3 protein-coding genes are annotated in these 22,542 nt (G+C 55.7%); 2 read left to right on the forward strand and 1 reads right to left on the reverse strand.

The annotated features are described in order from the left end of the window. Positions 1 to 125: 125 nt before the first annotated feature. Entirely contained in the window at positions 126 to 1,376 is a 1,251-nt protein-coding gene (locus CVU77_07230; protein ID PKN01052.1) for a hypothetical protein, read from the reverse strand. 55 nt (positions 1,377 to 1,431) lie between these two features. Between CVU77_07230 and CVU77_07235 the strand changes: the two genes are divergently transcribed. Together CVU77_07235 and CVU77_07240 are read left to right on the forward strand one after the other, a co-directional pair. Then, positions 1,432 to 20,919 carry a hypothetical protein gene (locus tag CVU77_07235; GenBank protein ID PKN01053.1) on the forward strand — a complete coding sequence of 6,496 codons (19,488 nt, stop codon included), beginning with the start codon at positions 1,432 to 1,434 and terminating at the stop codon, positions 20,917 to 20,919. 238 nt (positions 20,920 to 21,157) lie between these two features. Further along, on the forward strand, positions 21,158 to 22,171 hold the full coding sequence (locus CVU77_07240) for a hypothetical protein (protein ID PKN01054.1): 1,014 nt from the start codon (positions 21,158 to 21,160) through the stop codon (positions 22,169 to 22,171). The last annotated feature ends 371 nt before the right edge of the window (positions 22,172 to 22,542 follow it).

Genomic DNA, 22,542 nt, shown 5'->3' on the forward strand with positions numbered 1-22,542 from the left:
TGTCGTCCGGCCTTGTCACCGGACGGCAAACGTCGGAGCTCCCGCTCTGCGGGTTTTGAGGTTTGCGGTGCGCGCTTAGCCGCCATAGGGCTCTGTCCTTTTGAGCCCTTCAAGTATGAGCATGCTCACACTTGGTATTCCTCCGCCCGTGGTTCATTTATTTCTTTATCCGCCGGGTTCGGCGACGCCTGCGAAGATTTTTTTGGCTCCGCGACGGCCGGCGACGGCGCAATGCCGAGCATAGCCGCGCCCCTTGATGCTATGTTTCTGGCCGCGTTTAGGTCGGCGCTGACGGTGTGGCCGCAGTTGACGCAGCTGAATTTTTCCGGCGACGGCCTGTTTTTGCCGGCTCGCCATCCGCACACGGCGCAGGTTATCGACGTCCCGCCCGGATCGACGGTAACCGACTTTATGCCCGCGAGACGGGCCTTGTAGATTATCATCGCGGCCAGTCGCCTGTAAGACCATCGCCATACGACCTGAGGCGGCAAGCTCCTGTCGTGGCCGCCTCGTCCGAGCAAACGCTCTTTGAGACCGTTGAGATTTTCAAGCGCAATGGCCGCTCCCTGCGAAATGACCAGATTTACGAGGTTCCTGCTTATGTGATGGTTGACATTGTCGGCCCGCCTCATGTTTTTTCGCCTTTCGGATCTGCTTTGGAATTTTCCGGCCGTCAATCCGTGAAAAATCCCGCTTAAAACCCCCGAACGAAAAAATTTTCCGCCCGAAGTCACGGCGGGGTGCCGCACGCCGAGGTCGACACCCGTCACCGACGAAAATTTATCATAGTGTATGAGAATTCTCAGCGATACGGACAAACACCACCGGCCATCGGGTTTGCGGTAAAGCTCTGCGGGGCCGGACTTAAAATCCGCGTCGAGGTATTTCAGCGCGTAAGGCCGCGGAGAGACGGGAACGACAAGATATTTTTTTCGACCCGCTTCGATAAGAAATCTTATCACGCGGTTGCCGCGATGCGTTCTGCCCCAGACGTAGGCGTCCTGCCTTAATACAATCGGGACAAGCCCGGCGGTTTCAGGACGGGTAGTGTGTTTGCGGTGTCTCACGCGCGACCAGAATATCCGCTGCATAGAAACGGCTTTGTCTCGGGCGGATTGAATCGCGGCGCTACCGAGGTCGAATTTTTCGCGCGCCTCGGCGTTGCACATCATATGAAGCTTGTAGGGGCTTGAAGTGTTGAGTTCCCTGGATTTATCCAAAAAGAAAGTCACGCATTTCGTGAACGCTTTTTGATAATTCTCGAGTATTTTTCGTTTGCGCTTTGAAAGGTGAGGAACGGAAAGTGTCAGGGCGATATATTGAACGTCGTCGGAACGCGGCGATGAAACGGCGAGTTTTGAGAACAGTGAGGGCATTTGCAGAAATTATATAACATTCGTAACAACTTCGTAACATCTTTTTGTTAAGAATATGAGCGTGGAAAAGGTGTTTACAAGGTTATCTATCTTATCCATCCTTCGCGCAAGCGCGGCGTCCGTCGTATTTGCGGCGGTTCTGTCCGTCTTCGCGCCGACGGCGGCCGTCGCCGTAAACACCCACGTCATACGGGAAACTTCCATAGTCCAAAGAGGTTCCGGCGCATTTCGTCTGGAACTCGATACCGCCGCCGTCTTTCAAATTGCGGCCACCACCAACGTCCCCGTAACAGTCACTCTCTGGCTCCGCTACAACGCATCGTACAACACCGGCTCGGGGTATCCCGTGGTGTCTCTGGAAGGTCTGGGAGTAAGCCACTTTTCCACGGCCACCGCCAACGCTCTCGACGCCTGGGAAATGCTCACCGTATCCGGAACACCGACCGGACAGGGCGTAATAAACCTTACGGTAAAATCATTCTCGTCAGCCGGCGGCTCAAAAGTTTATTTCGACGAAATCGTGGCCATTTCGACCGAGGCCTACACCGGCGGAGGCGATTTCTTTACCGCCTCGACCGACGAAGCCGACGAGGAGCCAATAAAAACCCTCTATAATGCTCTCGAAGAACCGCGCCTTTACACCGGCAGCGGCGACTTTTTCATCTTTGAATCCTCTTATCCCGCCTCCGCTATTTTCCAGAAATATTATGAAACGCCGACGGCCTCGACCGGCTCTTTCGCAACCGCAATATCATCCACGGCGCTTCAATGGAACTGGTCGGATAATTCTTCGGGCAAGAAACAGGAAGAAGAATTCCGGATATATTCTTCGACGGGCGCGCTCAAAACCACGAAGGCGGCCAATGCCACTTATTGGGACGAACCCGGCCTTAGCCCAAACACTACCTACTTTCGCTTAATCCGTGCGTGGAACGTGGTGGGTTCAAGCGATACGGGAATAATCTCGGGCGTCACACTCGCGCAGGCGCGTCCGGTTGATTCTCTTACGGCGCTGTCCGGCTCGCAGATAAGAGTAAACTTTGCCGGCGGCGACAATCCGTCGGGCACGCTTTACGCGATAAAAGCCGTTGTCGGAGAATTGACCTATTATGTAAACTCGGCCAACTCTCAACTGACCGGCTCGCCGGATTACCAGACACTTGCCGCGTGGGGAGTCCCAAGGGACGTCTCCGGACTTTCGGGCAACACGCTTTATAACTTCAGCGTCGTGGCGAGAAATCACGCGGGTTCAATAAACGAAGGCGAAGGTAATTCAAAATCCACACTCGCCAACAAACCCGTCGCGCAGTCGTTCAACGACAACTTCATCACGACACATTCGGTAAGATGTTACTGGGACGCCAACGGCAACGGCGGCGGCACGACTTACCGCGTTCAGATGTCGACGGCCAACGATTTTTCGGTGATAAACGCCACAAAGACCACCAGCGCGGGCATATATCTGGACTTCGACGGTCTTTCGGCCAACAGCGGCTACTACTTCCGCGTGTGCGCCCTTAACCTTGAAAGCGAGCCGACGGCTTTCGAGAATCTCACGTCGGTCGGCCCCAAATATACGCGCATAGAAAGCCCTGTTCTTACTTCTTCGCAACTGTCAATGTACGTTTCATCGACGGTCGTAAACTTCGGCGCGCAGAGTTTCACAAAACTCTCCGACGGTTCCAGCGGCATACAGTTCGAGGAGTCGGGCTCCGAAGGCGGTCCGTGGACGAGCGGGTGGGAAAAGAACAAAATCTGGACCCGCCGCGCCGACAACCCCACATCCGCGCCGGCGCTTCTTGCCAACACCACCTACTCATTCCGCGCGCGCTCCCAAAATATCGCCGCGCTGGGAAATGATTATACGGATACCATCGTCGCGGCCACGAAGATAGAGCCCGTTTTTACTATGGAATGGATAATCGGCTCATCGAGCATAGGCGTGCGCGCGCTTCCGTCGGGCGGAGGAAGTTTCAGCAACATCTCATCCGGCCTTTCGGCGATAAACTACACTATATGTGTAAACACTTATCAATGGACTAATACCGGTGTTTCGAGTTCCGCGTGGATACAAAGCGGCGACTATTTTTATTTCACCGCATACACGGGCGCCAACGACGCAATAACGTCCAACACAACTTTTTATTTCATATCGAATTCGCGCAACTACGACGGTGTTCTCAATTCCACAATAACCCACATAACCAAGGTGACACTTCCCGCAACGCCGCTTGCCCCGACGGTAGGTATGCCGGCGGGAGACCCGCTGAACCGTCTCGGCGTCGAAATACCGGATGAGACGCCTTTGAATCCCGCCGAAACGCAGTATGCGGTGGCTCTTTCCACAATGCCTTCCGGAGTTCCCGTATATTGGGTGCAGACAGACCGCTCCACCGGCGTCGCCGCAGTTTGGCGGACGAAATCCGGCTGGAACACCGATTTGTGGGGCGCCGGCGCGGGAGTGGGCGTAAAAGATCTTTTGTGGAATACGAGTTATTATGTGCGTGTCAAAGCCCGCAATTCTTCGGAAGAGCAAACTTCTTTGGGCGCGGCGACGCACAAGACGACCTACGCCGGAATGCCTTATGCCATCGCTCTTTCGACGGCATCGGGCGTAAGCGGACGGCTCGACGCATACTGGTCTCCGGCGGACGCGGCGGCAAATTACCGCGTTCAGATAGTAAGCGCGGCGGTCGGCGATACCTTCGGCAACTTCGACTATGTTTCCGGCGATTCCGGCTGGATGGGTTTAAGCAGCCACACTTTCACGGGTCTCGGCGTCAACAAAAAATATTTCGTCAGGGCGATATCCCGCAACCGCGACGGCGTGAACCGTTCCACCGGCACTGCAGCCAACTGGACCACCGACGGCGACAAATACGCTTTCACGCTTCCCGACATCCCCGTCGGCGTTAACATAAAATACGACATCGGATACACTTCGGCCGCGATAGTATGGTCGGAAGGTTCCAATCCTCCGGGCACGGCGACGAAGTATTCCGTAGAAATAAGTTCAAGCGCGTCGTTCCAATGGATAACCGATTCGGAAGCGAATTTCTCCGAAACTATTCCGGAGAAAAAGTTTATCGGTTTATCGAAAAACACCGTGTATACCGCCCGCGTTCGCGCCAAAAATTATGACGGCGGAAATCCGGGCGCGTGGGTCGCGACGGGTTCGTCGTGCACCCTCATAGAAACGCCCCTTTCCGTAATCGCCTCGAACATAGCGCAAACCAACGCCACGCTTACCATAAACTGGGAGAACTCTTTTGATTTATCCGATGCCGGCGGCGACGGAAGCCGCTGGTTACTCAATAAAGAAAGTGATTCAAACACTTACGATTCCATCAAATATCCCACCGAACAGGACGACTACTGGCGCGACGGCCAATCGTGGACAGTTCAGGACATATTCGGCGCAAGCAACGGGACATTACAAGCCAATACCACCAACCAGTTCCGGGTAAAAGTCAGAAATAAAGACAAAGTCGAAACGCCGTGGATAACGTCGAGCGTTATGTGCAGCAAAATACAAAACCCCACGGGCGTTACGCTCGTTGAAGCCACAACCTGGTATGTAAGAGCCAAACCCGCCGGAACTTTCTCCAATCTGGGCGCGGGGACAACCGCCTCGGCCGTCGCAGTATGGAAAACCGGCGAGTCGGATCCCGACGACGAAGCCGCCGCCGGCGCGCTCTGGAAGACGAACACCGACGACTATCGTCAATTCGACGCCAACCCCAACGCCGAGATAATTTTTTACGCCAAGGCCAGAAATAAATTTGCGGTGCCGTCTTATTGGGGCACATCGAGCGCCCCGACGGCTGCGACGTACTACACATTGGCCGAAATTCCGCCCGCTCCGACACTATCCGGAATGACCACCGGATCCCTGCGCGTCAACATCCTCACCGCCGAAAACCCCGGCGTCACACTTTACGCCGTAAAAATCACCACCTCCGGCGGAGCGGACAGATGGCTTAACTCCGCCGGAAACATAGCGGCATCGCCCCTCTGGCAGACCGAATCCCAATGGGAAGGCGCCGACGGTTACAAAACCGCACAAGGCCTTACGCCCAACACTTCCTATTTCATAAGCGTGGCCGCCAAAAATCAGGCAGGGTCGATTACGAATTACGGAGGCGTTTCGGCGAAGTGGACTTTGATAGAAGCCGTCTCGTCGGCGGCCGCCATAGAAATAGGTTCCTCTACGGTAAAAATTCAGGCGTATCCGACGGGCGCGGCGGGATATACCAATCTCGGAAGCGGCTCGTCCCATTTGAGAATGGCCGCCAATGTCGGAGCATTCCCCGAAGTGCCCTACGAGACGGTGGTCTCCACGAATGTTTTTGAGTTCACCGCTCTGGCGGCCAACGCCGAGCATAATTTTTACGCCAAATCCTATAACGGCGAGGATGTCGGATCGGGAGCGTCCGGCGGAGTATCCCTCTCAACCGCCACAAGAATACAACCCGCGTCGGGCGTGGCATTCGGCGCCGTAACCAACGCCTCTATAGAGGCGCGCGCGGCGGGGGATTTCTCCAACGTAACGGCTTCCACCAGCGGCCTTATAGTTTACAAGACGTCTCCCGCGCCCGCCGAGGATTCGGGCTGGCAGAGAAATACAAACTTCTGGCAATTTTCGGGACTTCAGCCGAATACTACTTATTACTTCAAGGCCAACTCCCGCAACATCTACGGACTGCCCAACACCGAAACAGTCATAATTTCCACCATCACCCGCGCCAACGCGCCGAGCGCGCCGACGGTCTCGATAGTATCAACCGATTCTTTGAATGTTCTCATCAACGAAAACTCCAACCCGCCCGCCACCGAGTTCCGGATACTGATATCTTCGACCAACTGGGCGATTACCAAATACATCCAGGCCAACGGCTCCGTCGGAGACGCGGCCATCTGGCGCACAAAAGCCAACTGGGGCGGCGACAACGGCATCGACGTGACCGGCCTTACTCCCAACACTCAGTATAGATTCAAAGTTACCGCGAGAAATTATCAGGGCGCCGTGACGGCGGATTCTTCGGAGTCGTCGCGCTACACCAAGATTCAGATGCCCGAGGGATTCGACTACGAAATATGGCGCACGTCGGTATCCGTGACTGCCACCGGCGATCTTACAAACGTAGAATCGCTCGGATGGATTCAGTTCGGCCGCACGGCCAACGGCCTTTCGTGGACGGACACGTCGGACTTAAACGGCACGGGCGTTCAGACGTACGCGTGGACGGATCTGGCGGCCAACACGACTTATCAGTTCCGCATCCGCACGAAAAACGCGATGTTAGACGCCGTCAACGATTATGTCGTCGACAACGCGACGGCCACCCGCATAGAGAGCGTGGCGGCTTGTCTTGCGACGGTAAATTCTTCCTCGCAACTTTCGATAGCGCCCTCTAACGCGGGAGCGATGAGTAACCTTGCCGTCGGACAATCCGGATGGCGCATGCGCATTCAGGACGGCGGCACGGATGAAATCAGCTATTCCGAGTGGCGAAACGACACTGTGGCGATATCGTCTTCCGGACTTAAGCCCAACGCGCCGTATAACATGTCGGGGCAATCCAGAAACCGGCTGGGGCTTGTCAATCCGTGGTCGGCGTGGTATTCTACGTACACTTACGCGAATGTTCCGTCGAGTCCGGTCGTTCAGGCGGTTTCGGGTTACGATGACCGGCTTAAAATCATAATAGACGATTTCGCCAACGCGGGCAATCCTTCAAGCACACTTTTCCGCATAGAAATAAGAAAAGTCGATGGCGGCTCGTGGGATGTGAATCAAAAGTTCATACGGGATATCGGAGGGCTTTACTACATAAGCGACAACGTGTCTGACGCCGCGTACAAAACCCGCTCCGACTGGGGCGCCGAGGCCGGTTCGATAATACGCTCGCTTGAAAGCAACGTGGAATACGCCCTGCGGCTCGTCGCGCGCAACGCTTACGGACATCTTACCGCAGCGGGCGCTGAGACAAAGAGAAAAACGCTGCCCGGAAAACCCGCAAACGTTACGGCGGTTCCCGCCGGCGGATATGAGACGAGCCGCATAGCCATATCGTGGGATTCCAACGCCGCGCAGTACAGAGTACAGCACGCGACATCGGCCGCAGGCGGATGGCTCGACGTATTCACGGCTTGGGCGCTGACCTCGGCTTCGACGGTACACTACTCGGTAACGCCGTCGTCCCAGGTGTTCTACCGCGTTATGGCCAGAAACACGGATATGTCCGAAACCGACTGGTCGGACGTGACTTCAACTTACACGTGGGCGGCCGCTCCGGGCGCGTCTTACCTGATGTACCCGTCGACTTATTCTCTTAAAATCGAGTGGGTCGCTTCGGGCAATCCCGCCTCGGCGCAATATTACGCCGAGGTCTCGATAGATTCCACGACATTTTCCGGAGCATCGGCGTCGGGATGGATTTCCTCGACATCCACCGTCATAGAATCTCTCGCTCAAAACAACAAGTACTACTCGCGCGTCAAGGCCAGAAATCCCGCCGGCGTTTCGACGGCGTGGGGCGATGTGTCGGCCTACAAGTATACGCTTATCGCCGATTGCACCGACGTGGTTATGCTCTCAAATTCCGTTAATTCCATTCAGGTCAAGGGTGTGCCGGAACCGGTCAATCTGGGCGTGGACTATAATTCGACCGGCATCGATTTCAAAAATCTCTCGACGGGAACTTCGTCTCAGTGGATACAGACCAACTCGTGGACGAACAATACCGGACTTGGCGCCAACTGGGTTTACTCTTACCAGGTGCGTGTAAGAAACGGCGACGGCATCGGCGGCGCGGGCGGATGGCTTCCCGACGGAGGGCGCAATATAGCCACGGCGATGGAAAGTCCGACCGGCGTTACGATACTCTCCGTGAGTTCGCACAGCATATCTGCGCAAGTAAGCCCGACCGGAAGCTATACGCAACCTACCATCGATGAGAGCGGGCTGGCCATAGAATGTCACGCCAACGCGGCATATACTTCTTTCGTATCTTCGAGCGGATGGAAACAAGACCAGAACACTCAAGGGCTATTCTCCTTGCTGGCGGCCAACACCACCTATTATTTCCGCGCCAAATCGCGCAATAAACTCGGAGCGGAATCCGACTGGTCCGGCTTCGGCTCGACGGTAACGCTCTGCGCCCAACCGATTCAGGCAAGCCCCGCCGACATATCGTCGGGTTCGTTTGTCGCCAAATGGGGCGACGGGGGAAATCCGGGCGGCACGCGATATGAATTGTGGCATTCGACGAGACCCGATTATTTCGTCACCGCTTCGACAATAACCACGGCAAATGACTACACGGCGGCGGGACTTCTGGCCAACTCCACTTATTATTCGAGAGTACGCGCGCTCAACCGCGCCGGCACGCCGACGAACTGGACGGACTTAAATTACGTGATAACAAAAATCGAGACGGCGGCCGGAATAGAGTTTGTTGACGTTACGACGGGAAGCATACGCGGCAAGGCGGAGGGCTCCTTTACCTATATTACTTCGGGCGATTCCGGATGGCTCATCGAAAACATCATCGCGGGCACGAGTTCCCAGTGGCAGAACACGGAGCCCGCTTTCTGGCTTTCGGCTGCCGATCCGAACAGCGACCTTACGGAAAACTTAAAGGCCTCCAAGCAATACACCTTCCGCGCGCACACCAGAAACCGCGCGGCGGAAGCCACTCCCTACGTTCAGGTTTCCACGTGGACGCGCGCGCGGGCGCCGGGATACGACAATTTGAGCCAGATAGCCGCGGGAACAATCCGCGCCAACTGGACCGTCAACGAAAACGAAAACGCCCAGTATTATGTCGAGTGTTCCACCAAAGACAATTACTCGGTGGCCTTCGCCACGCGCAACTGGGGCGCGGCCATAAATTATCTGTTTACGGGACTCAATCCCAACGAAAGATATTATTCCCGCGCAAAATCCAGAAATACCAACGTCGGCGGGTCGGACACGGACTGGACTTATCTGCCGTCGAGCTACACCCTCATACAGAATATAACATCGGCGGCGTTTCCGTCGGTGGGCGTAACTTCCATAACGGTTCAGGCCTCGGCGCCGTCGAATATTACGGCGGGCGCAAGCGGAATGGTATTCAAATGGTCGACCGACGACTTCGTCGGAAATGTTACGTCGACGACTTTCATACAACAAACTTCCACTGCTATTGCGTCTCTTACCCCGAACACCACCTACTATTTCAGATTCATAACAAGAAACGGCGACGCGCAGGAAGGATCCGAATCCGCGTCGTGGGCCAAATCCACGCTTGCTCAGGCGCCGCCTCAACCCGTAATATCCAATCTGTCCGGCTCGTCTCTGCGCGTAACCATCAACACCGGAGCTAACTCCGCGCACACGCTTTATTCCATAAAGACCGTAACCGGCAACACGACTTACTACGTCAACGCTTCCAAACAACTCGCCCCCGAAGGCGAAACGCAATGGGCCACGACCGCGGGATGGAACTCACCGTTTGACATCACGGGGCTTACCGGCAACACTCAGTACACGGTATTCGTAAGGGCCAAAAACTCCGAGGGTACCCTTACTTCATACTCCGCGTACGCGACGTCGTCTACACTGGCCGACGTGCCGGGTCAGCCGGGACTGGTGGTGCTCTCGACTCATTCGATAAACGTCGTCGTAAGCGAAGGTCTTAATTCTCCGGAGACGGAGTTTGCCATAGCCGTAAGCTCCGACGAGTGGGCGACTTCGGCCTATGTTTCTTCGTCGACTTACGAAACTATCACTTACGAAAATTGGACAACCAAAACCGGCTGGGGCGGAGTATCCGGCAGGGCTCTGGGCGCAAGGCGTCCCAATACCGGTTTCTCGTACAAAGTCATAGCGCGCAATAAAGACGGAATAATGACGGCGTGGTCTTTGGCCAATCAGAAATACACAAAAATAGAAACTCCGGAAGGCATAAATTTCCAGGTGGGGACAACCTCGGCAAGCGTGGCTCCGGTGGGCGATTTCACCAAAGAGCCCGGAGAGCAGTGGATAAGATACAGAAGAAACTCCACTTACGCCAACTGGACGGACGCCGCCGTCTACGACTGGACAGGCCTTACGCCTAATACCACTTACGGTTTTTACGCGCAGACAAGAAACAAGGAAAATCTTGAAAACTCGATGGTCGGGCCCGTCGACAACGCCACGCTTATAGAGCTGCCCTCGTCGATGTCGTTCGAGATTTATTCGTCCTCGATTTACGCCCGCCCGTCGGGAACGTTTACGAATCTTGCCGCCGGCGACGCGGGAATAATCGCGGTAAGACAAGGCGACGGCACGCAGCTTTGGCAAAACACCACGAATTACCAATGGACTTTCGACGGCCTCGACCCCGCCACGGCCTACAATTTCCGCGCCAACTCCCGCAACCGTTACGGCATAGCCAATTCTTCGACGGGATGGATTACGCGCTACACCCTGCCGGCGGCGCCTCCCGCTCCGAATCTTACCGGAGTAAACGCAAGTCAGTTATCGCTTGAAATCAACGAGGGCGCAAACGCCGGAAGTCCCAACGTCGCTTATGCCGTCGGCGTATCGACGGCCGCGAATTTCAACACCGTCAAGTTCGCTTCATACACCGGCACCGGATACGTCACGGCAACCGCCCCGCAGTGGCGCAGTTACGACGACTGGGGCGGGGTGCTCGGCTTTACGCTCGGCTCTCTGTCGTCGAACACGACTTACTACATAGCGGTAAAAGCCCGCAATCCCGACGCGATGGAAACGGCTTACTCCTCTGTCGTCAGCACCCGCACCAAGATAACCACTCCGTCGTCGGTAGAGTTCGTGTCTCTGGGAGTAACGAGTTCTACGGTAAAAGGCGCGAATCCGGAAATATCGGGATTTGAAGCCGGCGATGCGAGCGGCATCAATTTTGAGGTTTTCGTCGACAGTTACGCAACCTTGATATCGAGCAGCAACTTCATAAAGGACAATCTCTGGACGATAGAAGGCCTCGCCGGCAACACCACTTACTGGTGGCGCATAGTAACCCGAAACCCCGACGGGTCGCTCAACACCGCAAATAAAGTCGGGGCGACCGCCCAAAGAATCGAGTCCGTGGCCTATCCCATATTCAGGGTGGAAAGCGCCAACGCCATACAGGTGGCGCCGTCTCCGTCGAATTATTCCGAAATAGAAACGGGCGTTTCGGGCATAGCGTTCTATGAGACATCGCTGTCGACGACGAGCGGATGGCGCAAGACGACCGACTACTGGACGCTATCGGCGCTGTCGCCCAACACGCAGTATTCGTTTTACGCCAACTCCAGAAACAGAGCGGGGCTGGCCAACACTCCGACGCCGACGATTTCCACATACACTCTGGCCAACGTTCCTCTGACGCCGGGGCTTGCGGCAATGAGCGTATCATCCATAAATATCGTCGTAAACGAAAACTCGAATCCGGCCGCGACCATATTCGCCATAGCAGCCAGCTCCGACAACTGGGCCACCACAAAGTTCATCGCCTCGAACGGAATTTTTGCGGATACGGAAACTTGGCGCACGCGCTCCGAGTGGGGCGGCGGATCGGGTATTGTCAGCGGCGGGTTGGAGGCCAACAGGCAGTATCGCTTCAAGACGAAAGCCCGCAACCAGTCGGGAATCGAAACGCAGTATTCTTTGGTCTCGTCCAAGTTCACTCTCATCGAGCGTTCCACTAACGCTGTGTTCAGTCCCGTAACGGAAACCGCCATAACGCTGGCCGGAACGCCGACGCCGAGCCGTCTTACTACGGGAGCGATTTTCTTTGAGAACCAGACGACATCCGCCAATTCAGGATGGCTAACCACCAATTCGTGGCCCAACTCGGGACTTTCGACCAACACTCTTTATAACTACACAATAACCACCAAAAACGGCGACGGCGCTCTCAATGAGTCAAGCGATATTCTGCCCAGAGCCACCAGAATCGAATCGCCGGGTTCCATAGAAACCATTGAAACTCTGGAAACGTCCATCACTCTTAAGGTCAAAAACGCCCAGGGCGGAAATGCGTTCTCGAATCTTACGTCCGGCGATTCCGGCATATACTTCTGGGGAATAAACATCTCCACGAATTCCGGCTGGATACAACAGACCACGTGGACTCTGACGGGTCTTTCTCCGTCGACAAAATACGGCTTCAACGTAAAAACCCGCAACCGCGACGGTCTCATCGAATCCAATCCGCTGGCCGACGGCTCCACTTTCTACACGGCTCCCGAAGCCGTCTCAATAAATTCTCTTTCCACCGGCGACCCGACCGATACGGCCATACACCTTATGATTTCGTCCGGCACCAACGGCATTGAAACCCTTTATCAAGTTGCCGTCTCTACGGTCGAGGGCTTCGCGTCGGGTACGACTTATTACGTCGATGCCACGCTGGGAATACTTGTAACGAATCCGAATACGACATGGAACATACACGACGTATGGCGCAATGACGGCGGCGGCAAAAATGTGGCGGAACTTTCCGGCAACACGATGTACAACTTCAAAGTAAGAGCGAAAAATCCGCAGAACACGATATCCCCGTGGTCCGCCGTCGGCCAGCGCTCTACCAATTCAAGCGCTCCCGAGAATCTTGCGGCCGCGGCGCTGTCTTCATCGACGATAAGAATAACATGGACGGGCACGGGGCCCAAGTATCAAGTGGAGCGCGCGACATGGAACGCGCCCTCGGCGGTCGCGCCCCAGACGAACGGCTGGACAAGAATTTCCGATTGGAGCGCGGGCGCTTCTTTCGACCACGAAGGCCTGAGCGCCAACGTGCGCCGCTGGTACCGCGCGCGAGCCGGCAACGACGGGGACGTCGGCGTGAGCAACTGGGCCGGCAATAACGTCAACCGCTACACGCTTGCCGCGCTTCCGGCGGCGGCGGCATTCGCCGACGTTTCATCGTCGGAAATCCGCGCCGGCTGGACTTCGGGCGGCAACCCCGATCTTACCGAGTACAAAGTTTTCGTCTCGTCGGCAGGCGTCGGCGTCTCGACGATAACATCCTACGGTTATACGCCCGACCTCGCGTCGCAACTATTCCAATTCCTTGACTTGAACACGACCTATTACTTCTGGGCCCGCGCCAGAAACGGCAACAACATAGAGTCCACCGACCGCGTCCTCGGCTCGACTTCCACGCTGTGCGCCGCTCCCGCCGCCCCGTCGATGGTAGCGGCTTCGACGCACACTGTTTGGGTCGGCATAAACGACGCGGGAAATCCGCCGTCAAGCAAATATGCCCTGAGAATAAGTTCGCCGAACGGGATTCTTCGCTACGCTCAGAATGACGGCGCTCTCGGTGATACACCTTTCTGGAAAACAAAATCGGATTGGTTGGTGTCCGGTTCGACCGTCGTCGGCCTTCTGACGAATACGTCGTATTTCGTTGATGTGAGCGCTCTCAATAACAACGGCATCGCTACGACTTTCTCCGCAGGGTCGGCGAAATTCACCTACGCGGCGGTTCCTCAGGCGGGCTCGTTTGCAGTATGGACGACCTCGATAACGGCGAACTTCGCTTTCGCGGGAAACCCGCAAAACACGTTTTATCAGGTGCGTCGCGCCACACATTCGCAGATCACGGGTTCCGTCGAAAATGCCGACGGCGTAGATATAACGTCGGGGACCTTCGCGTCGCTTAACCCCAACAACCGTCAATGGTTCTGGGCGAGAGCGAAAAACGGCGACAATATCTGGAGCGACCACGCTTCCTTAGGCGCCAAATACACCCGTATCGAGACCGCGTCAAATATGAGTTTCGCAGTTCACTGGACGTCGATCACCGCGACCGCGGCGGACAGTTTCACTTCCTTAGGCGACGGCGAAAGCAGAATTATTTTACGCGAAACCAGAACCGTCCAGTCCTCGACTCACACATCGAGCGGGAATTTAAATTGGACCTGCGACGGCACGCTTGCGCCCAACACGACCTACGGATTCACCGTGCAATCCTTCAACGGCGACGGCCTCGCCAACGCCGAAAGCGCCGTGACTCTCAAAGCCACGCGCATAGAAAATCCGACGGGTCTTGAGTTTATCGAAACCTCGACGTGGTATGTGAAGGTCGCTCCCCGTAACGAGTTCAGCTCTCTTAATGTCGGGCTTTCCGGCGTCGAGATACAGAGAACCGGCTCGGCGGATTCAAGCGGCTATCAGAACTCCACCTCGGCGTGGACGAACAACGGGCTCGACGCTTCGCGCATTTACTACTATCGCGCCAGATCCAAAAACCGCGACGGCCTTGCCAACGACTGGTCGAACGCATTCTCGACTTACACAAGAGCCAATCCTCCCGCCCCCGGGTCGCCCTCGATTCCGGGCAGAGGCGTGAATTTCATAGAAATCAACTGGTACGAAAACAACAATTCCACTTATACCTATTATTACGTCGAGGGTTCGTCGGTGTCATACGGCGGCGAGCCCACCAACGCCAGCGGCTGGCTGCCCAATACCACCTACTATCTTCTTAATCTTGTGCCCAACACATCTTATTACCTCAGAGTCAAAGCCAGGAACGCTTCAAACATTGAAACCGCCTGGACCCAACTCGGCGCGGCGTGGACCAATATAGAATTCGTCACCGGCATTTCTTTCGACGGAGTTTTCCGCACAAGCGCCACGCTGAGCGCTTTGGGCGGCCCTTTCACCAGGGCCGGCGCGGGCCTCTCCGGAGTTTCCATAGGCGTATACAGAGACGAATATTACACCGAATTGCGCAGTTCCAAACCATACGACGCGAGCGCCGCTCATACACCCGTCAATCTTGTCGCCAACACCACATACTACTTCACCGCCAACTCACGCTCCGGCGACGGCGATGAAAACGAATCCGTCGGCACGCTGAGTTCTCCGATAAGCAAGATAACTCTCATCGAACGCCCCGCCGGAGTCAAGTTCGGCGCGATAACCAACACCTCGATACAGGCCGCTCCCGACGGTAATTTCACCAATCTTTCGTCGACGGGTTCGGGCGTGATAACTTATTCGCTGAGCGCTTCCACCAATTCCGGATGGCGCGGCACAACATCGTACTTCACAATTTCCGGCCTTTCGCCCAACACCGTTTACACATTCAAGGCCGATTCCAGAAACCGCGCGGGCGTCGCAAGCGGGGAAACACTCAACGTATCGACGTACACACTGGCAAGTTCGCCTCTGGCGTCGGTATTCACCGGAATCACGACAACTACGGTAAGAGCGAGTTGGACGGCCGGGCTGCCCGCGAATCCGGAGAATACCGAATATTACGTCGAAGCGTCGTCGGTATCGCCCGCCGGCCCGTACAATTATCACAACGGATGGCAGACAAGCATTTACCGCGACTTCGACAATCTTTCGCCGAACGTAAAATATTATTTCCGCGTCAAATCGCGCAACTTCGCCGCCGCCGAGTCCGAGTGGGTGGATCTTGGAATGAAGTATACCCTGATAGAGCAGGTAACCTCGGCGAACTACGCCGTGTATCCGTCGAGCATAAGCATAACCGCCTCGCCCCAGCCGTCCAATCTCGACGAAGGGAGTTCCGGAATAATATTCACGAACCTCACCACGGGCGTAAACTCCACCTGGATAACCAATATCAGTTACGTATTCGGCTCGCTGACGCAGAACACGACTTACCAGTTCCGCGTGAACACCAAAAACGGCGACGGCGTATCGAATACCGCCTACAACCTGCCGCTGTCGTGCACACTGATAAATCCCGCGACCGGCGTCGCGTTCGGAAACTTCTCGGCCACGACCGTAGATGTCCGCGGAGCGGGGAACTTCCCGTCGAACCTGGGCGCGGGACTTTCGGCCGTAGCCGCCGAAATCCGCAACGCCGACCTCGACTACTCGTCGCACGTGTGGGTGCCGTCTGAGAATACGCACACGTTCGTGGGACTTTCCACGAACACCGCTTATACTTTCCGCGCTAACTCCCGCAACCAGTTCGGCGCAAGCCCGTCGTCGACATCGTGGGTTACCAGATATACTTTGGCGGCCACGCCCGGCGCCGTGAGTGTTTCCACGACTACGCTTTCATCGCAGCTTGTCATAAACTCTCTGAACACGAACACCAACCCCAACGGTCCCACTGAGTTTACTGATTTCGCCATCGCGGTGGCCACGTCCTCGATATGGCCCACCACATATTACGTCGACGCGGGCGGCGCGATCGTGCCGGAGCCTGACTGGATATCTTCGGGATGGGGCGGCAAAAACGTCAACGGTCTTGCGCCCAATACGACCTATTACTTCAGCGCCGTCGCCAGAAACGGCGACGGAATAGTCACGGCCTTCGGCCCGTCGAGTTCCAAAGCCACGCGCGCGGCGACGCCTCAAATCGTCTCCGTCGAGCCGGACTCAGGCGGCCCCTCGTCCAAACTCCTCGTCAATTATTCCGGCGCGGCATATCAATATAAACTCTGGTACGCGACTTATTCCGCGACGGAAGCCAACCGCAACCTTCTTTCCGACTGGGCAATATCCACTTCGACGCTGCACGAAGGATTAAGCCCCAACAAGAAATACCATTACTGGCTAAAATCACGCAACGTCGGGTTCGTCGAAAGCGAGTTCTCCGACGAAGCCAATGGGTGGACTCAGGCCAGCCCGCCCGTTTCATACAATCCGTTCTACTCACCGGCGAGCGTCTCTCAGGATTCCATGCAGATAAACTGGACGGCGGGTTCTCCGGCGAATCCTTCGGGCACCTACTATAAAATACAACGCGCCACGTCGTCGGATTTCGGCGGCAATATAAGCGAACTCAGCGTCCAGAACACCTATTATTATTACGACGGAGCGCTTGCCCCGAACCGCAGATATTTCTTCCGCGTCGCGGCCAGGAACAACGCCGACATACCCGTGTGGACACAATATTCCGCCCTCAACCAACCCGCCGACGGCCGCGCAACCTTGATAGAATCTCCGACGGGTATAACCGTTCCGCCGGAATTTGTGACCACCACGGCGTTAAGAGCAATCGCCGACGGAGAATTTTACAACCTCAACAATCCCGACGGCGGCAACAGCTCCGCGATAAACTTAATGTATAGTTCGAACGCCGTTACGGGAGTCGCCAGGGGCTACGGGCAGCAAAGTTATTGGGATATTTCGGGACTCACGCCCAACACTACTTACACATTCAGCACGATATCAAAAAACTGGGATAATATAGCCAACGACTGGCTCCCCTACACCTCCACAACAGCCACTCGCATAGAAAATCCGACGGGAGTCGAGTTCATCGTATCTTCAATGACGATACAGTCGCGGCCTGTTTTCGCATCGGGACCTGCTAATCTTGGGCTTGGTCAATCGGGCATAAAACACTGGGGCATAAACACGATGAGTTTGAGCCCGGACGACAACATAGAGTACATACAATCAACGTCGACCTGGCGTCTGTGGAGCGATCTGAGCCCCAACAAACTTTATAACTTCCAGATAAGAACCAAAAACCGCCAAGGCACACTCAACGACTGGGTAACGGGATTTTCGACCTATACGCACTGTGTCCTGCCCTCGACTCCGACGGTTCAGGATAATCCCGGGGACCACACGCCGCCATCCGGAACCCACTTTACGAGAGTAATAGTCGAAGGCGACAATCCCGTCGGATCGGGCAAAACGGATTTCGCCGTATGGAGCATCAACGATGGCCAGTGGCTCAACGGACTTGGCGGAATTCAGGCATCCGTCCAATGGTCAACCTCGACGGTGTGGTACCATTACAACCTTAACGCCAACACTCTCTACCGGTATCGCGTGAAAGCGCGCAACATCGCCGCCATCGAGACCGTGCTGTCGTCAACGGGCTCGGTCACGACCGGGCCGGGAGCCGCAGATTGGATAACGGCGGCGGAAAGAAGCGTGGTGGCCGAAGGCGAACTATACAGGATAAAGTGGGATTGGGCCGACGTAGGCGGCGCGAATTATTACGAACTCTGGATTTCCACGGACGGCGCCTACTACGAACAAATGGCCGGCATAACGACGGAATTGACTACGTCTTACTACACCGGTCACTATCCCGATAAACCGAATAAAAAATTCTGGGCGAAGGCCAGGGGCAAACAAGCGGGCTTAAGCGGCTACGGCGGATGGTCTCCTTCCACATGGACATACACCCAGATAGAACGCGCCCAAATGGTGGAACTCAACGTTACATCATCCACGCAAATAGCGATGCGCGCCCGCTCGATAGTAAACGACATCCCCGCCGGATTCAGCCGGATTCAGGAAGGGTCATCGGCCATATCCTACTGGTGCTCCACCTCGCCTTCCGTCAGCCCGACGGTATTCTCGTCGTCGGTGAGTTGGACGCAGACCACTTCCTACTTCCAGCTTCCCGGTTCCCTTACCCCCAACACGACATATTACTTCAAGGCGCAATCCAGAAATGCTTTGGCTGAAGTTATGGCGGTTTCATCCGTCGCCGACTCGACGGTCACGTGGGCCAACTCTCCGTCCGCGCCCGCCCTCGTCGTGGCCACGTCCGACACGCTCAGAATCGCGGTCTCCGTCAACGGCAATCCGACGCATACGCTTTACGCGATTTACTTCGACGTTCCCGTGGAGCGTTATGTGGACGCCTCCGGCAACGCGGTATCGGCGACACCCGTGTGGCGCACTTACTCGGACTGGAACGGCGCGGCTGGCATCATCGTAGGCGGACTTGTAAAATCGGCCGAGTACAAAGTAAAGAGCCGCGCTCAAAATTCCCTGAGCATTCTTACGGCTTGGAGCCCGACTCTCACCGCCTATACCCTCGGCGGACAGCCCATCATCGAGAATACCTCGCCCGGCGCCGCTTCGCCCGTCTGGACGAACGCTTCGACATGGAAGTTCAGGGCGTCAAACTCTGATTCTTACCGCTGGCTCTGGAACAAAATATTCGATTCCGTCGTATCCGCTTCGTCGAGCGACCTCTGGGACGGCATCTCTGAAATCACCGGCTCCATCGACTCCGAGGGATCGTGGTACTTCCACGTGGCGGGCTTCTCGGGAGACCCTGCGTCCAAGACCGGACAGACGACTTTCGGGCCGGTAAGATACGACAACACCGCTCCGTCGATGGGAGCCGTATCCTCTCAGATGTCGGCCTCGGATGCGACTCCCATAGAAACCAATGCGTGGACACGCGAAGAAACGCCGTATTTCTACTGGACGGAGCCATATTCCGGCGGCGTCAACGAGAGCCCCATAGCCGGTTACAGCATAACTTTCTCGACGAACGCGGAAGCCGCGCCGGACACGGTTATAGACACGACCGACGCGTTCTACGACGTATCGGCTCCCATCGCCGCCGGCGGCGTCTGGTATTTCAGAGCGCGCGCAAAAGACACCGCCGGCAACTGGTCAAGCGCCGTGTCGTTCACCTACAAGTTCAACTCCGGCGAGGATCGTCCGTCGGTGACGGCCATAACGCCGCTGGGACAATTCATAAACGGCGGCTGGCACGGAGTCAGCGTTTCAAGCCACATAACCGTGACTTTCGACAGATCTATGGACAAGGAATCCACCGAGGCGTCGGTGGCGCTCTACGCCGTAAGAGATAAAAACGGCAACACTATCTTTGCCAACATATCGGGCGCAACCGTATACAACACGCAAAACTATAAAGCGGTGTTTACGCCGGGGGCGCCGCTTCTTACGAATTACACTTATCGTATCGTCGTCACCGTGGCGGCCAAGGACTCCATGGGCAACAACCTTGCCGAAGCGTCCGAAGCCGTATTCCACACTATGCTCGACGAAAATATTTCCAACACGATAGTCGCCGCCGACGAAAAAACAAAAGTGGAGATGGAACGCGGCGCGACGTCGGAGCCCGTCTACGTCGTCATAAATATCGACCCTGTGGCGTCTCCCATTCACGTAACGCCGTCGGACATAACCGAAGCATCGGCCAAGGTCGCATCGTCGGACGCCAGAGGTTTTACGAAAATCATTTCAGGCAGCGCAAGAGAGTTTACCGCCTACACCGCCGCGGGTAACCGCCTCAGCAAGTTCGACGCGCCCGTAACACTGACAATGCCTTACGACGACTCCGACCGCGACGGCGTGGTCGACGGAACGTCGCCGGGAATACTCTCAAAAATGCTCAAGATAGTTTACCTCAACGAGGCGACCAAGGAGTGGGAAGAACTTGAAAGCGCAGTCGACACCTCCCGCAGAATCGTGACCGCCCGCACTATGCACTTCAGCGTATACGCTCTTAAAGGTTCGCCGTCCACGGACGTATCGGCCGCGTACGCCTACCCTGTGCCGTTCGACACCGCCGAAGGTCATACGCAAATCCGCTTCGGCAAAGTCCCGGCCTCGCCCATACCGTCGGTCTGCACAATAAGAATATACACGATAACCGGCTCTCTGGTAAAAGAAAAAGAAGTCGACGACGGAACCGGCATATGGTCGTGGGACGTAAAAACCGAATCTAAGCAGCCCGTCGCGCCCGGAGTTTATATCTACATCGTCGAGAATTCCGACGGAGTCAAGAAAATCGGTAAGTTGATGGTGATTAGATAAAGTGGTTAGTGGTTAGTGGTTAGTGGCGAGTAAATAAAACGGATAATATATGAGAAAATTGTGTCTTTTGACTAGTGTTCCGGCGGCTATAAGCGGGCGGGGACGACTCCTGCGGCGGATTGCCCTTGTCCTTGCCTTTACTATTCACTATCCACTAACCACTAACCACTCTCTTTGGGCTGCCGGAGAAACCGCCGCCGAATTTCTTAAACTCAGCCCCTCGGCAAGGGCCGCGGCATTGGGAGACGCGGGCGTAACATCTCTGGACGTTTCCGCCGCTCATTACAATCCGGGCGCTCTATCGGGCATAATTCAGGGCGAAGCGTCATTTATGCACGTGGCTCATTATCAGGATGTATCGTATTCCTACGTCGCGGCGGCTTATCCCACGTCGCAGGGAACTTTCGCGGCGTCCTTCGGCTCGCTGGGAGTCGGAAAATTCCAGGGCTACAACGTCTTCGGCGAGGCCACGCGCGAAGTAACCGCCGGAGCGTCCGTAATAGGATTAAGTTACGCCAACTTTCTTTACGGCGACGCGCGGGCGCTTTCAAAACTCGGCGGCGGCCTCACCATCAAAAGCGTGTCTGAAACTCTCGACAAAAAATCCGCCAATACCATCGCGTTCGACATAGGAATGATTTACTCTATGATGGTGGCGGATCGCCCGCTGGCTCTGGGCTTGAGTTTTCTTAATATGGGCGGCTCTCTTAAATATAATCCGGAGTCCGCGGGATTTCCTACTCCCACGACTGTAAGATTCGGGGCGCTCTACTCGGTAAACGTGGCGCAAAATCCTCTCAATACAATGATTGAGATAACAACGCCTCAGGGCGACAAGGCAGCCGTGGGCCTCGGCCTGGAATATATCATAAGAGGTCTTCTTGCCATAAGAGGCGGATACACCACTGGCGGCGAAATAAAAGATGCCGTGGGTATGAGGTTCGGTTTCGGGCTGAATCTTATGGGTGTCGAGTTCGACTACGCTTCGGCGCACGCGGGGGAACTCGGGATTTCGCACAGAGCCGGCATAACCGTAAGATTCGGGCGGCAGGCGCTGCCGATGGCGGTGGGACTTCCGCCGACGATGTCATCGGGATACACGGTCGACGCGATATACCAGAGAGCCGTTAAATTATACGAAGAGGGGCGTTATCCGGAGGCCGTCATAGAGTTCAACAGAGCGCTTGAATCAGACCCCACAAACCAAAAAGCGCTTGAATATATGAAGAAGTCCACTGAAAAGATAAAATAAGCCGCGAAAAAGATAAAAGAAGTTTGACGAAAAACCGATGTCATTGCGAGCCCATCATCACCCCTTGTCATTGCGAGTCGCGTAGGGGCGGGCTTGCCCGCCCTCAACGAAGCAATCGCGCGGAATTGTGTAGGGGCGACCCCCCGTGGTCGCCCAAAAACAGGGCAGGCACGGGGGCCTGCCCCTACGGCAATGACAGACACCAAAGAGGCCCTAAAATGAAACGCGCTCCTTATCTATCTATCTATCTATCTATCTATCTATCTGCTGTCTTTATGAGATAGTCCGTAGAGACAGGTCGCGACCTGTCCCTAACCCCAAAAAACGCCCCGAACCCCAACACCCGAAGCCGCCCGAAACTTCGGGGTTTT

The sequence above is a fragment of the Elusimicrobia bacterium HGW-Elusimicrobia-1 genome, from assembly GCA_002841695.1.
Taxonomy (GTDB): Bacteria; Elusimicrobiota; Endomicrobiia; order PHAN01; family PHAN01; genus PHAN01.